This window comes from Erysipelotrichaceae bacterium 66202529, from assembly GCA_017161075.1.
Lineage (GTDB): Bacteria > Bacillota_I > Bacilli_A > Erysipelotrichales > Erysipelotrichaceae > Clostridium_AQ.
Window position 1 is genome coordinate 3,473,517 of record CP046174.1, and the last position, 14,771, is coordinate 3,488,287.

At 54.6% G+C, this 14,771-nt stretch carries 17 protein-coding genes; all 17 read left to right on the top strand.

What is annotated here, in order from left to right; all coding sequences use genetic code 11:
• Positions 1 to 262 precede the first annotated feature (262 nt).
• The 17 genes from GKZ87_16405 to GKZ87_16485 all read left to right on the top strand — a co-directional run bounded on the left by GKZ87_16405 (position 263) and on the right by GKZ87_16485 (position 14,635).
• Entirely contained in the window at positions 263 to 604 is a 342-nt protein-coding gene (locus GKZ87_16405) for a hypothetical protein (protein QSI26953.1), read from the top strand.
• Positions 604 to 1,317 (top strand): antirestriction protein ArdA, encoded by a 714-nt coding sequence (locus GKZ87_16410; GenBank protein QSI26954.1) that lies wholly within the window; start codon positions 604 to 606, stop codon positions 1,315 to 1,317. Before GKZ87_16405 ends, GKZ87_16410 begins: the two co-directional genes overlap by 1 nt.
• 124 nt (positions 1,318 to 1,441) lie before the next feature.
• Entirely contained in the window at positions 1,442 to 1,840 is a 399-nt protein-coding gene (locus GKZ87_16415; GenBank protein ID QSI26955.1) for a DUF3801 domain-containing protein, read from the top strand.
• Positions 1,827 to 3,662, top strand: coding sequence for a TraM recognition domain-containing protein (locus GKZ87_16420; GenBank protein ID QSI26956.1), 1,836 nt, complete (start codon positions 1,827 to 1,829; stop codon positions 3,660 to 3,662). Before GKZ87_16415 ends, GKZ87_16420 begins: the two co-directional genes overlap by 14 nt.
• Positions 3,663 to 3,757: 95 nt before the next feature.
• The gene (locus tag GKZ87_16425) at positions 3,758 to 3,970 is read left to right on the top strand and encodes a conjugal transfer protein (protein QSI27996.1); all 213 of its coding nucleotides are present in this window, start codon (positions 3,758 to 3,760) and stop codon (positions 3,968 to 3,970) included.
• Between the two features lie 11 nt (positions 3,971 to 3,981).
• The gene (locus GKZ87_16430) at positions 3,982 to 4,848 is read left to right on the top strand and encodes a hypothetical protein (GenBank protein QSI26957.1); all 867 of its coding nucleotides are present in this window, start codon (positions 3,982 to 3,984) and stop codon (positions 4,846 to 4,848) included.
• Positions 4,849 to 4,863: 15 nt separating this feature from the next.
• A complete protein-coding gene (locus GKZ87_16435; GenBank protein ID QSI26958.1) occupies positions 4,864 to 5,595 on the top strand; it encodes a SpoVG family protein in 732 nt (243 codons plus the stop codon).
• Positions 5,585 to 6,364 carry a site-specific DNA-methyltransferase gene (locus GKZ87_16440; GenBank protein ID QSI26959.1) on the top strand — a complete coding sequence of 260 codons (780 nt, stop codon included), beginning with the start codon at positions 5,585 to 5,587 and terminating at the stop codon, positions 6,362 to 6,364. The genes GKZ87_16435 and GKZ87_16440 overlap by 11 nt, the downstream gene beginning before the upstream one ends.
• 17 nt (positions 6,365 to 6,381) lie before the next feature.
• Positions 6,382 to 6,936, top strand: a complete 555-nt coding sequence (locus GKZ87_16445; GenBank protein ID QSI26960.1) for a hypothetical protein — start codon at positions 6,382 to 6,384, stop codon at positions 6,934 to 6,936.
• 3 nt (positions 6,937 to 6,939) lie between these two features.
• Positions 6,940 to 7,329: a PrgI family protein gene (locus GKZ87_16450; protein ID QSI26961.1), complete on the top strand. Its 390-nt coding sequence runs from the start codon at positions 6,940 to 6,942 to the stop codon at positions 7,327 to 7,329.
• 46 nt (positions 7,330 to 7,375) lie between these two features.
• Positions 7,376 to 9,646, top strand: coding sequence for a DUF87 domain-containing protein (locus GKZ87_16455; protein ID QSI27997.1), 2,271 nt, complete (start codon positions 7,376 to 7,378; stop codon positions 9,644 to 9,646).
• Positions 9,627 to 11,345 (top strand): NlpC/P60 family protein, encoded by a 1,719-nt coding sequence (locus GKZ87_16460; protein ID QSI26962.1) that lies wholly within the window; start codon positions 9,627 to 9,629, stop codon positions 11,343 to 11,345. The genes GKZ87_16455 and GKZ87_16460 overlap by 20 nt, the downstream gene beginning before the upstream one ends.
• A 14-nt stretch (positions 11,346 to 11,359) precedes the next feature.
• Positions 11,360 to 11,614, top strand: a complete 255-nt coding sequence (locus GKZ87_16465) for a DUF4315 family protein (protein QSI26963.1) — start codon at positions 11,360 to 11,362, stop codon at positions 11,612 to 11,614.
• Between the two features lie 2 nt (positions 11,615 to 11,616).
• A complete protein-coding gene (locus GKZ87_16470) occupies positions 11,617 to 12,366 on the top strand; it encodes a DUF4366 domain-containing protein (GenBank protein QSI26964.1) in 750 nt (249 codons plus the stop codon).
• Between the two features lie 177 nt (positions 12,367 to 12,543).
• On the top strand, positions 12,544 to 12,897 hold the full coding sequence (locus GKZ87_16475; GenBank protein ID QSI26965.1) for a hypothetical protein: 354 nt from the start codon (positions 12,544 to 12,546) through the stop codon (positions 12,895 to 12,897).
• A 180-nt stretch (positions 12,898 to 13,077) separates the two neighbouring features.
• Positions 13,078 to 14,037 carry a hypothetical protein gene (locus GKZ87_16480; GenBank protein ID QSI26966.1) on the top strand — a complete coding sequence of 320 codons (960 nt, stop codon included), beginning with the start codon at positions 13,078 to 13,080 and terminating at the stop codon, positions 14,035 to 14,037.
• 13 nt (positions 14,038 to 14,050) lie between these two features.
• Positions 14,051 to 14,635, top strand: a complete 585-nt coding sequence (locus tag GKZ87_16485) for a hypothetical protein (protein ID QSI26967.1) — start codon at positions 14,051 to 14,053, stop codon at positions 14,633 to 14,635.
• Positions 14,636 to 14,771 lie beyond the last annotated feature (136 nt).

The window sequence follows — 14,771 nt, forward strand, 5'->3', positions numbered from 1 at the left end:
CGAGGGCCCCGACCTCGCGCAGAGGCTCTGGTGGTATATATCCCCCGTCGCCGCCTGTTTTTTAGTACAGCCGGGAGTGGGCCGTCAAGGGTGCAGCGCACCGCCGTTTTCGGCGGCTCGCCCTTGACGGTCTGCCCCGGCTGTGCTATTTCCCCGGCAAGCGGCGGGGGTATATCCTTCAGAGCCGCCCCCTTTCCCAAGACTGGGAAAGGGCGTGGGGTTTGGGTTGAACTTTCTTATTAAAATATCGGAGGTATGAACGATGAAACGACCCCTTGCTTATATCACCGCTGCATGGCTCGGCGGCGATAGCGAAAACGCAGAACTGGCGGCGCAGTATTGCCGCACCGTGTATGAGGCAGGCTTTTCTCCTGTTTGTCCGCCTTTGTACTTGCCCCTGTTTCTCAACGATGCTGTTCCCGAGGAGCATAAAAGCGGCATCGACATGAGCCGTGACCTGCTCCGCCGTTCTCATGTGCTGGTTGTCTGCGGGCACAGTATGACCGAATCCATGAAAAATGATATTGCCGTGGCCCAGCGGCTGGGAATTACGGCAACAACCCTTGAGGGTATCCTGACCGTCAAGGGGCAGGGCCGTCGCTGATGGCGACCCTGTTTGAAGCCTACGTTACCAACGCCGGAAAGTACAGCGAGGGCCAGCTTGTGGGTGAAACACTGAAATTTCCCACAACCGCCCAGGATGTGGAGGCTCTCTTGAAACGGATCGGCGTGGATGGCGTCCGCTATCAGGAAATTTTTATTACCTCTTTCGATGGGGATGTGCTGGGGCTCTATGACCATTTGAGCGAGTATGAAAATCTGGACGAGCTTAATCATCTGGCCTGCCTGCTTTCCGAGCTTACCTCATCGGAGCTGGAAACACTGGAGGCCGTCCTCGACAGCGGCGATCACTGTTCTTCGGTGCGGGACATCATCAATCTGACACAAAATCTGGACTGTTACGGCTTTTACCCCGGCGTATCCGATGAGGAAACGCTGGGGCGTATTTATGTGGACGATCTGGAAATGTTGGATGTGCCGGATCAGGTAAAACCGTATTTCGATTATGAGGCGTATGGCCGGGATGCCTGCATCCACGAAAACGGCCATTTTGCCCCGGGCGGCTATGTTGTCAAAGAAAGCGATCATTTCGTGGAAGTGTATCACGGCTTGCAGGATATTCCCAAGGAGCATAAGGTGTTCTCTTTCCCGAAGCTCTCTATTCGGGAGCAAATGGCGGCCTATCAGGAAATCATAGACGGTTCTTCTTTGGAGGGCTACCGTCAAATGCAGAAAAAAGACCGTGGGGATCGGTGACGGTACTTCGAGACAAATTGTCCCAAGGAAGGAGGCGGTGTAACTGATTGATGAAGATATTTCCCGGCGCACGATAGCCATATCCGTAAAAACAACCAAGCTGACGGCGCGGGGACTGGCGTATGTGCTGGGCATGGTGGGCCGGAAGATCCGCAAGGCATACCGTGGGCGCCAAGTACCGCATGGAAAACAAAGTGTGCGAAAGCTCATGGCCCACGGTACAGCCACCAACAGCATTGAGCTATCCGGGGATGCCAAGTCCTTTGACCGCGTGGCCCGGAAATGGAATGTGGACTATGCGTTCTATAAAACCGGGCCGGACAAATACCTGCTGTTTTTCAAGGCTGGACAGGCAGACGCAATGACCGCCTGCTTTTCTGAGTATTCCCGGAAGGTGTTAAGCAAAGCAAAATCGAACCGTGTTCCCATCCGGGAACAACTGCAACAGGCGGCAGATCAGCTTTCCAAAGAAAAGCCGAAGCAGAAAGAACGTGCAAAGGAGGTGGCCCATGAGGACAGATAAGATCAGAAAATATCTCATTCCGAACATTCCCTATCTGTTCATCCTGTGGGCGTTCCTCAAGCTGGGAACGGCCTACCGGCTGGCGGCGGGGAACGATTTTGCACATAAGCTCATCGGGCTGGGCCAGACGATTGGCCCGGCCTTTGCTGACTTTGCACCCGGTCTTGCTCCGCTGGATTGGCTTGTCGGTATTGTAGGCGCAGTTGGTTTCCGGCTGCTGATCTATTTCAAAAGCAAGAACGCTAAGAAGTTTCGGCGGGATGCAGAATACGGCAGCGCTCGGTGGGGAACGGAAAAAGACATCAAACCGTTTGTTGATCCAAGGTTTGAAAACAACGTGATTTTGACCGGGACGGAGTTTCTCACGATGAACACCCGCCCGAAAATCCCCGCAAATGCCCGAAACCTGAATTGCTGCATTATCGGCTCGTCCGGCTCCGGCAAAACCCGCTTCTGGCTCACGCCCCAGCTTTTACAGGCTCATTCCTCTTATGTGGTGGTCGATCCCAAAGGCGGTGTGCTGGGACAGGTCGGAGCTTTCCTGCAAAAACGCGGGTACAAAATCAAGGTATTCAACAGCATAGATTTTTCAAAATCCATGCACTATAACCCGCTGGCGTATATCCGCAATGAGGCCGATATTCTGAAATTCGTGGATGCCCTCATTTCCAACACCAAGGGCGAAGGCAAGGAAGGCGATCCATTCTGGACGAAATCGGAAACGCTTTTATACTGCGCTCTGATTGCCTACATCATTTTCGAGGGGCCTGCCGAGGATCGGAACATGAATACCCTTGTGGATATGATTTCCGGCATGGAGGTCAAGGAGGATGACGAGGACTTTATGAACGCGGTGGACTATATGTTTGCCGGGCTTGAAAAGCGCAAGCCGGATTGCTTCGCGGTCAAACAGTATAAAAAGTACAAATTGGCCAGCGGCAAGACGGCAAAAAGCATTTTAATTTCCTGCGGTGCGCGGCTGGCTCCCTTTGACATCCCGCAGCTTCGTGAAGTCATGGCCTATGACGAATTGGAGCTTGACCGCATCGGAGATCGGAAAACGGCGGTATTCTTCATTATTTCCGATACCACGCAGACCTACAACTTTTTAGTGGCGCTTGCTTTTTCGCAGATGTTCAACCTCCTGTGTGAACGGGCGGACAATATTCACGGTGGCCGCCTGCCGCACCATGTACGGGTGCTGTGGGACGAGGCAGCCAACACGGGACAGGTGCCCCAGCTCGAAAAGCTGGTCGCGGTTATCCGCTCCCGCGAGGTGAGTCTTTGCCTGCTGTATCAGCAGTTGGCACAGTGCAAGGCCATTTACGATAAGCACGCCGAGACAATCCTCGGCAACATGGACAGCGTGGTGTTCCTCGGTGGCCGCGAAGCCAGCACTATCAAGGAAATCTCCGAGAACTGGCTGGGAAAAGCCACAATCAGTATGCAGACCGACAGCCGCTCCCGTGGTCAGTCGGAAAGCTACAGTCAAAATACCCAGCGGCTGGGCCGGGAACTAATGACCCCAGCCGAGCTTGCAACCATGCCGGGAGACAAATGTATTTTGCAGCTTCGGGGCCTGCCCCCGTTCTTCTCTCCCAAGTATGATCTGAAACGGCATCCGAACTACCGCTATACGGCGGAGGCCGATAAACAGAAAAACGCTTTTGACCTCGACAGGCTCATTAACCGCCGCAGGCGGCCCGGGCTGAACGAGGCGTGTACGATGTATGAGGTGACTGTGCCGGACGATGCACTCACGGAAGAGGACGAGGACATCCTCAACTATGATGACATCGACGATCCAGACGCCTTTGCATAAACGCTTCGAGACAAAGTGTCCCGAAGTTTGTAACCTGCCGCCTGCAAGGGCGGCTTTTTTGTTACCGGGAAAATCCCGGAGAAATGGAGGCTTATATGGCATTTTTCTCATCTGCAATCGACACTTTACAGACCCTCGTTATTGCTCTCGGTGCTGGCCTTGGCGTGTGGGGCGTGGTTAATCTGCTGGAGGGCTACGGCTCGGATAACCCGGGCTCCAAGTCCCAGGGCATGAAGCAGCTCATGGCGGGCGGCGGCATCATCGTCATTGGCACCACACTGATCCCTCTGCTGTCTGGCCTGTTTTAAGGTAGGCGCTTATGGATTTTCTCACCGACTGGCTCACAAACTGGCTCAAAGAGCTTCTGATTGGTGGGATCATGGGGAACCTCGAAGGTCTTTTTGATACTGTCAATACCCAAGTCGGAGAGATTGCGGCACAGGTAGGGACTACCCCGGCGGCGTGGCACGCCGGGGTTTTCTCCCTGATCCGACAGCTTTCCGAAACGGTGATCCTGCCGATTGCCGGAATGGTGCTGACCTTTGTTGCCACTTATGAGCTCATACAGATGCTTTTGGAAAAGAACAATATGCACGAGGTTGACGTTGCGAACCTCTATAAATGGATGTTCAAAACAGCCTGTGCAATCTTAATCCTGTCAAATACATTCAATATCGTCATGGCTGTGTTCGATGTGTCGCAGAGCGTTATCGCGCAGGCAGGCGGGCTCATTCAAGGCTCCACCGATGTTTCGGCGGATATGCTTGCCGAACTGGAAACCTCGCTGGAGGCGATGGACTTGGGGCCGCTTTTGGGGCTTTGGCTGCAGTCTGCGCTCATTGGATTTACGATGAAGGCGATGGGGATTATCATTTTCGTTTTGGTGTATGGCAGAATGCTGGAAATCTATCTGCTGACCAGTCTGGCCCCCATCCCCGTTGCTACGCTTTCCAACCGGGAGCTTGGCAGCACCGGGCAAAACTACATCAAGTCCCTGTTTGCCGTGGGCTTTCAAGGGCTGCTGATTCTTGTATGTGTTGCAATTTACGCGGTGCTCATTCAAGGCATCGCAACAAGCGGCGATCCCATTGGGGCGATTTGGGGAACTGTGGGCTACACGGTTCTGCTTTGCTTCATGCTCTTTAAGACCGGGAGCATTGCCCAGCGTATCTTTGGCGCTCATTAACAGGAGAAGGTGCTTATGCCGAGAAGATACGGGGCGGATGGAACGCGCTTATGGAATGGAAAAACGCCGGAGGAGTTTACTGAAGCGGACGCTTACCGCTTTATGGCGGAAACGGAGGCCGTCCTGCAAAAAAAAGAGCTGATGGACGACCCCGCCCAGCCTGCTCCGGCAAGCGGAAAGGAGGAATTTTATCTGAGTAAGAAGGACGATGTATTGCTGACCCCGGAGCAGATTGCTGCGGAGGAACGGCGCTGGCTGTTTGATGCTCCCATCGCGGAGCTTGCAGAAGTCAAGGGCGTTAGCATTGATGAGGCAGTAAAAATGCGGACAGATGCTGTCTTGCAGGAGGCGGTTGTTCCGATCACGGTATCTGTCCGCCCGATTGACCCGCAGGGAAAACTGATCGGCTTCGCCAGCGTCAATTTTGGCGGTGTGGTCATCGATGATTTTAAGGTTGTGGACGGGAAAAACGGAATTTTTCTTGGAGCTCCCTCTAAACCCGATCCTGCCAGCCGGACGGGATACCGGGCTACGGTTCGGATTCCTGACCGCGCCACACAGGAACGGATTAACGCGGCTGGTGTGGAAGCGTATCATGCGGCGGTGGAACAGCTTGTTGCGCGGGCTCAGGCGGTACGGCCTGCCCCGATCAAGGAGCAGATGGCCGAGGCCGCAAAGCAGGCAGGAAAAGAAAACGCCGCCCGGCCTGCGCCTGCCAAGGAAAAGGAGGCCCGCAATGACCGATAGCCGCACTTTGGGACAAAGTGTCCCGAAGGAGGGCTTATTTCTCATGGATGGCATTGAGGGCCTGCGCTCCCTGCCCAAACATAGCGTGGATATGCTGCTGACCGATCCGCCTTACGGCACAACCCGGAATTATTGGGATGTGCCCCTGCCGCTCCCGGAGCTGTGGGAGGCGGTGAAATGGGCGGTCAAGCCGAATGGCGCGGTGCTGTTTTTCGCGCAGTGCCCCTTTGACAAGGTGCTGGGCGCATCCAACCTCGCCATGCTCCGCTATGAGTGGATTTGGTATAAGGAGCGCGGAACGGGCTTTCTCAATGCAAACCGGGCTCCACTGAAAAAGTCCGAGAATATCTTGGTGTTTTACCAGAAGTCCCCGGTCTACAATCCGCAGTTTACTTATGGCAAGCCTTATACCCGCGTACATTCCAGAAGCGGTACAAGCTCCAACTATGGGAAATTTGAACGGCAGGGCTCCGAGTCCAACGATGGCCGCCGCTATCCCGGAAATGTACTATTTGTGCCTACGGTGTCCGGCGGCATCCATCCTACGCAGAAGCCCGTGGAGCTCTGCGAGTATCTGATCCGCACCTATACCCACCCCGGCGAACTGGTTGCGGACATTTGCGCGGGCTCCGGCACAACCGCGATTGCAGCCATCAACACAGAACGCCGCTTTGTATGCTTTGAAACGGCCCCGTCCTTTTATGCCGCCGCCAGTGAGCGCATCCGTGCGGCGCAGGCAGTAAAAAGCTCCGGCGAGAAAGGAGTGTAATTATCCAGCAGTATTCTATCATTTACGCCGATCCCCCTTGGCGCTACTCGGCTAAGAAAGTACAGGGTGCGGCGGAAAATCATTATCCCACTATGAGCATTGAGGATTTATGTGCGTTGCCTGTGGCTGATCTTGCAGCCCCGGACAGCGCACTCTTTTTATGGGCTACTTTCCCGCAGCTCCCGGAGGCGCTCCGGCTGATCGAGGCTTGGGGCTTCACCTACAAAAGCGTTGCTTTCGTCTGGCTGAAAAAGAACAAGAAGGCGGATAGCTGGTTTTACGGCCTTGGCTTCTGGACAAGGGGCAATGCAGAAATCTGCCTGCTGGCAACCAAGGGACATCCAAAGCGGCAGGCTGCCAACATTCATCAATTCATCATTTCCCCGATTGAAGCCCATAGCAAAAAGCCGGACGAGGCCCGCGCCAAAATCATTTCCCTGATGGGCGATCTGCCCCGCGTGGAGCTCTTTGCCAGGCAGACCCCGCCCGGCTGGGCTGTATGGGGAAATGAAGTAACACCAACCATCCCGGACTTTGGGACACATTGTCCCGAAGTACAGAAAGGAGTGTGATCTATGCCCTATGTAAACGTACCAAACGATTTATCCAAAATCAAAACAAAGATGGCTTTCAACCTCACCAAACGCCAGCTTGTCTGCTTCGGCAGCGCGGGCGCAGTAGGGATTCCGGCCTATCTGCTGACCCGTGGCACCCTCGGCAATACCGGGGCGATGTTTCTCATGCTGGGAATTATGCTCCCGGCGTTCCTGCTGGCCATGTATGAAAAGGACGGCTTACCCTTTGAGAAGGTGGTGCGGAATATCATCCGGGCCAAGTTTCTAAGGCCGGGGATCAGGGCCTACCGAACCGAAAACATTTATGCGCCCTTTGCCGGGTCGGGCGCTGGAAAGGAGGATGTGATTGAAAAACACAAAGAAGAAAAACGGAGCCGCCGCCAAGGGTAAAGGCCGGGCAACCCTGTCTGCCCAACAGACAATCCCGTATCTGTCCATGCACCCGGACGGTGTGTGCAAGCTCCCGGGTGGGCTCTATACAAAAACCGTGGAATATGAGGACATCAATTACTCCGTGGCATCCACCGAGGATCAGACTGCCATATTCAGCGGATGGAGTTCATTTCTCAACTACTTTGACAGTTCGCTGCCGTTCCAGCTTTCCTTTATCAACCGTCGTTCCCATTCCCGCAGCCGCTATCAAGTCAATATCCCGAAAGCGGATGACAACTATAACAGCGTCCGGGATGAGTTTACCGGGATGCTGAAAAATCAGATTGCCAAAAGCAATAACGGCATTGAACGCTCAAAATACATCACCTTTGGCATACCCGCCGAGGGGATTGCGGAGGCACGGCCCCGTCTGGAGCGTGTGGAGGCCGATGTCATGGGAAACTTTAAGCGACTGGGCGTTCCCTCGGAGCCGATGGACGGACGGGCCCGCCTTGCGCTGCTTCATAGCCAGATGCACCCGGGGAGCCGTGAGGCGTTCCGTTTTTCGTGGAAAGACATCCCGCAGACCGGGCTCGGCACAAAAGACTTTATTGCCCCGGACAGTCTCGACTTCCGCCAGTCCCGCACATTCCGCATCGGCCAGTATTGGGGCGCGGTGTCCTACTTACAGATTATGGCATCGGAGCTTTCGGATAAGTTGTTGGCGGAAATCTTGGAGCTGGATGCGGAAATGACCGTGACCATGCACATTCAGACCGTGGATCAGCTCAAGGCAATCAAGACCATCAAGGGGAAAATCTCTGACATCGGAAAAATGAAGGTGGAGGAACAGAGAAAGGCTGTGCGCTCCGGCTATGACCCGGATATTCTTCCCCCTGACCTGATCACATTCAGCAAGGACGCGGCGGAGCTTCTGGCTGATTTGCAATCCCGCAATGAGCGAATGTTTCTGCTGACCTTTACGGTGGTAAACCTTGCTCCTAACCGCCAGCGGCTGGAAAACGATGTGTTTACCGTGGGCGGTATCGCGCAGAAATACAACTGCGCTCTGCGCCGTCTGGACTGGCAACAGGAACAGGGCTTTGTTTCCTCGTTGGCCCTTGGTTACAACGAGGTAGAAATCCAGCGCGGTATGACCACCAGCTCCACAGCCATCTTTATTCCTTTTATGACAAGGGAGCTCCGCATGGCTGGGCAGGCCCTCTACTATGGCATGAACGCACTTTCTCACAATGTCATCATGGCTGACCGCAAAAAGCTGAAATCAGCAAACGGGATGTATTTGGGCTCTACGGGCTCCGGAAAGAGCTTTGCCGCAAAGCGCGAGCTCTTGAATGTGTTTCTCACCATCCCGCAGGATCGGATCATCGTGGTTGACCCGATGGGCGAATACGCTCCGCTGGTGCGAAGGCTGGGCGGCCAGGTGATCGAGATTGCCCCGGACAGCCCGCACCACCTCAATCCGATGGATGTGGAGCTCAATATGGCTGCCGGAGAAAGCCCGCTTTCCATGAAGGCGGATTTTCTTTTGTCCCTGTGCGAGCTGGTGGTTGGCGGCAAGGAAGGTTTGCAGCCCATTGAAAAGACGGTCATTGACCGCTGTGTGCGTTTGGTGTATCGGGAGCAGGCGCTCGGACTGGAAACCGCAAAAACACCGCTGTTGCAGGATTTGTACGAAGAGCTCTTACGCCAGCCGGAGCCCGAAGCCCGGCGCGTGGCAACTGCCTTAGAGCTTTATTGCACAGGCTCCCTCAATCTCTTTAACCATCCTACCAACGTCAAGACGGACAGCCGTGTGGTGTGCATCGTTCTGAAAAACATGGGCGAAAACCTTAGAAAGATTGCAATGCACATCACAAATGAGTTTGTTTCGCAGGCGGTGGATCAGAACTTCCACGAGGGCGCGGCGACTTGGTGCTACTTTGACGAGTTTCATATCCTGCTCCGCGATCCGCTGACAGCCAGCTACTTTGTGGCAGTCTGGAAAATGCTGCGTAAAAAAGGATGTGTGCCGTCTGCTTTGACGCAGAACGTCAAAGACCTTTTGGCCAGCCGGGAAATCGAGAACATTCTGGACAACACGGATTTTATGATTCTGCTTTCGCAGGCGCAGAGTGACCGTACCATTCTGGCAAAACAGCTCGGCATTTCCGAGCATCAGCTTTCCTATATCACACACAGCAATTCCGGTGAGGGGCTGTTGTTCTATGGAAATGTAACCATTCCGTTTGTGGATCGGTTCCCTCGCGGAGAAATCTATGACCTGCTGACTACCCGCCCGGAGGATATGAAGAATGAAACGAAAAACGAATAAGACCAAGGAGGAGGCTTGGTCGCAGACCGCCCACGCCCCTGACGGGGAACAGCCCGGGCCGGAGGCTTCCGACACTTCGGGACAAAGTGTCCCGAAGTCCAAGTTCCGCAAAAAGAGCCAGCAGGAACAGGCTGCGGCGGCAAAGCTCCGTATGGAGTCCCAAGGCGAAAAGCTGGAACAGGCCCGGGAGAAGCTGGCAAAACAAAAGCCGCCGAAAAAGCCCGGCCCGGTAAAACGCATAGGCCGTGTTGCCAGTGGTTCCGTTCACAGCTTCGTGCATGGCAAGATTTTTGAAGTGGAACAGGAAAATGTCGGCACAGAAGGCGCACACCGTTCTGAGCTTGTGGGAGAAACCGCGCTGCGGCACGGCTCCCGCTTTGTGCGCCGTAAAGTCCGGGAACATCCGGCAAAAGTGGTACGCAAGGCCGAAGCCCGCTATACCAAGTACACGGCGGACTACCATTTTCACACCGCCGCACAGGAGCACCCGGAGCTGACGAAAAATGCCCTTACCCGCTACTGGCAAAAGCAACGGCTTCGCAGGCAATACCGCAAGCAGGCAAAGGAGGCTGCAAAGCAGGGCGCGGCTGCGGCTGGGAAAACTGCCACAGCCACAGAACGCCTGACCGCCCGGGCAGTGGAATTTGTCAAAAGTCATCCCGCAGGTGCCGTGGTTGCGGTGCTCTGTGTGTTACTCCTGTTTGCTATGCAGTCCTGTTCCTCTACCATGCTTATGCTGGGGAACGCCGGGGCCGGTGCATTAGGGGCCAGCACCTATCCTTGCGAGGATCGGGATATGCTGGCCGCCGAAGCTGCCTACTGTGCGCTGGAAGATGATTTGCAGCATTATCTGGATACCTATGAAAGCACCCATGACTATGACGAATACCACTTCGATCTGGACGAAATCGAACATGACCCCTATGTGCTGCTTTCTCTTTTGTGTGCGCTCCATGAGGGACAATGGACAATAGACGAGGTACAGGGAACGCTGCAAATGCTGTTTGACCGCCAATACATTCTCACGGAGGATGTGGTGGTGGAAACCCGGTATCGCACAGAAACCGACACATGGACGGACGAGGACGGCAACTCCCATACAGACACCTATCAGGTGCCTTACGACTATTACATCTGTACGGTCACGCTGGAGAACTTTGATTTATCCCATGTACCCGTGTATGTCATGGGCGAGGATCAGCTTTCCCGGTATGCCATCTATATGGCAACGCTGGGAAACCGCCCCGATCTGTTCCCGGATTCTCCCTATGTGAACAAGTACATTACCGGGAAACCCGGTGATTACGAAGTACCCGGAGAATATCTGGACGATGAAACCTTTGCCGCGATGCTTGCCGAGGCGCAGAAATACATCGGCTATCCCTATGTGTGGGGCGGCAGTTCTCCGGCTACTTCCTTTGATTGCTCGGGCTATGTTTCATGGGTCATCAATCACTCCGGCTGGAATGTTGGCAGGCTGGGAGCCCAGGGGCTCTATAACATCTGTACGCCGACCAGCTCTCCCAAACCCGGTGATCTGGTGTTCTTCAAAGGCACCTATGACACGCCGGGCGTGAGTCATTGCGGGATTTATGTCGGTGACGGAAAAATGCTGCATTGCGGAGATCCCATCGGCTACGCAAATTTGAATACAAGCTACTGGCAATCTCATTTTTACGCCTACGGGCGTTTACCGTGACAGGAGGTTTTGAAATGGCAACTACCAAAAGCATGAAAATTCAGGCCGAGATTGATAAGGTCAAGGCTAAAATCAGTGAACAGCAGGCCCGGCTCAAGGAGCTGGAGCAGAAAAAGCTGGAGGCGGAAAACAGCGAGATCGTGGACATTGTGCGCGGTATGAGCATCTCCCTTACGGAGCTCCCGCTGCTGTTTGAAAAGCTGAAGGACGGTGGCACTTTGGGACAAAGTGTCCCGAAGTCCGAAGAAGAAAAGAAGGAGGAGAACTGAATATGAAACACTTTCGTATGTTGGCGGCGGGGCTTTGCTTCGCCGTTCTTTTATGCGGCTTTGCGATCCCAGCCTACGCCTATTCGGACAGTGGGAATGAGGAACCGCCTGTTGTGGAAGAAACTCCGGCCCCGGAGCCTGCACCTACCATTACCCCGGGCGCGGGCTTTTCGGAGGATGGAAACCTTGTGACCCGCGATCTGCTCTATGATGCTGCAACCAACAAACAGTTTATCACGGTGGAAACCAGCGGCGGCAACACCTTTTACATTGTCATTGATTATGACAAGCCTGTGGACGAGGACGGCGAACAGTATCACACCTACTTTCTGAACATGGTGGATGAAGCCGATCTGCTGGCGGCACTGGAGGCCGCTGGCGGAGAACTTCCGGCCTGCTCCTGTACAGAAAAATGTGCGCCCGGAGCCATCCATACGGATTGCGAGGTCTGCGCGGTCAATATGACCGAGTGTGCTGGCACAGCTCCCGAACCCGCCCCGGTAACGGAACCTGCGGAGGAGCCGGAACCCGAGCCCCAGCAGAAAAGTAATACCGGGACGCTTCTGCTGATCTTGGCAGTGGCTATTCTGGGCGGCGGTGCAGGCTGGTACTTCAAAATCTACCGCCCGAAGCATGAAAAAGCTGCTGTACCCGAAGAGGATTACAGTGAGGAACTGGCTGATTATGACGATCCCGAGGACGATGGGCCGCCTTGGGACGAGGACGATACCGAAAGCGAGGATAATGAATGAGATTTACCAACAACCCCTATGAGGGATTTATGAAAGAAAAAAGCTACTTTAAGGGTGTGCCGCCCAGCCTGCCGCCGAAGGGCTCCCGTTGTGACGGCTGCCCTTACTGGCGCGGGATCGGCTGCGTGTTCTGCTACTGGGAGCAGCTCAAACCACCGGGCAACGGGAGGTGATGCTGTGGGCCGAGAACTGACCCGGACAGAAAAAGCGGCAATCCGCAGGCTGGTGTCAAAATGGTGTGCCAACTATGACCGGGACTGCGGCTGCCTGCCGCTGGATTGCGAGTGCTATATGTTTGGGAAATGCTGGACGGGGGCTTATTGCCGCTACTTCCGCGAGGCAGTTCTGCCCCTTGATCCGGCGCTGGAGGCTGCGTTGCTGACAGAGGGGCCAAGGCCGGATTTCAAGGCTTGCCCGGTATGTGGCAGAGCCGTGGCTCCTGATGGACGGCAAACCTATTGTTCGGCGGCCTGTGCAAAGGCGGCACACCGCAGACAGCAGCGGGAATATATGCGGAAAAAACGGGGCTGATGTGTTGACAATTAGGCCAGTCTAAACCCGCTTATGACAAGGCTTTTTAAGGCCCTTTTCTGCGGGAGGTGTATGTTTCTATGTCCGGCCCTGTTTCCGTGAGATGCTGTCAACATTTTAGCTGCCGGGGCTTTGGGACAATTTGTCCCAAAGTTCCGACCTTTTGTGGAAGGAGGTACTATGCCGAAATATTATCCGATCAACGAAGAAGCCGCAAAGCGGGCAAAAGATATGAACAGCTTTTCCGACTATCAGCCGGGCTCCGCTACGGCGGGCTACCGGGCAATGGTCGATGAAGCGTATGCAGCGGCGGAACGCCAGAAAGCCCGTGTCGATCCCATGTACCACGATAAGATTGACACACTGGTGGATCGCTATGCCCGGAAACTTGCGGAAAATCTGAATGAACGCAATGTGATTGATGCCCGTGTACCCTCTATTCTGATCTCCGGGGGCGGCAATTTCCCTGTGGCAAAGAAGCACAAGCAGAACGCCGCCCGGGATCGCAACTATGGAGAGTATGCAGAGATTTCAAAGCTGCTTGATAAAATCCGCTCTGTTGGAATGGGTGGGATCAGCGCGGATGACGATCTGGCCGTGGAAAAACTGACAAAAAAGCTGGAGGGGCTGGAGTCCCAGCAGACCACCATGAAGGCGGTCAATGCGTATTTTCGGAAACACAAAACGCTGGACGGCTGCCCGGAGCTTACGCCGGAGCAGGCCGAAAAGCTCAAAGCAGATATGGCGCAGTCATGGCACTTGGACAAAAGCAAGCCATACCCCGCCTATCTGCTTTCCAACAACAACGCCAACATCCGCCGTGTACGCCAGCGCATTGAGGAACTGAGCAGCCGCTCCGAGTTTGCTGGCTGGACATTCCCCGGAGGTGAGGCAAAAATCAACGAGGCTGAAAACCGTTTGCAGCTTATTTTTGAGGAAAAGCCCGATGCCGATCAGCGGCAGAAACTGAAAAGCAACGGCTTTAAGTGGGCTCCCAGCCAAGGGGCATGGCAGCGGCAGCTTAACCAGAACGCCATCCGTGCTGCGGCCCGGATAGACTTTCTGCGACCCGAGGACGGTACAAGCCCCTATCAGCTCCAGCCGTTTGTGAAAAGAGAAAACAAAGAAATGTCTCGATGATGGGAGGTGTACTATGGACAAAAATCAAGGCTACGCTATTTTGAAGGCGGTCATGCTGGAAAATGGGCGGGGATTTGCATTGGGCGAGCATCCCACCGCGCCATCCCGCTATGTCACATGGGCCTGTTATGATGACAAAGACGGTCTGCGGCAGTACGAATGGGGTCACTATGGAAATGACCGCACCGCGATGGAACAGGATTTTACAGACCGGGTGCAGGACTATCAGCGTATTTATAACGTGGGGATCAGGCAGACCGAGGCTCCCGGTCTTTACAAGTATTATTCGACCCAGCGGCCTGTGGACATCGGGACATTCCCGAAGCCGCCCTATAACAAGCCGGATGAAATCTTCAATTACGATCAGCGCATCCCGGTGGAAAATGGCTCGTTCTTGGCTTGGGGTTATCTTACCTATACCCGCCCGCTGACGGAAAAACAGGCATCCGATTATGAGCTGCGTCCTGCGCCTGATAATCCCGACAGGCCCCGTCCGATTGCCGAGCAGATGAAAAATGCGGCAAAGTTGGCGGAGGCAGATCGCGGCTCGGAGGCTCCGGCTCCCCAGCGCAAGCAGCCTGACCGTGGCGATAGATAAGGAGGTGCGTATATGGAAAAGAAACGTGAACAGGATTTGTCTGTACTGGAGGCGCTGCGCCTGCACCGTGAATTTCATTTGCCGCGCCCCGTTCCGGCAGACGAACAGGAAAAGCCGCTGGATAAGGTAAAGGAGC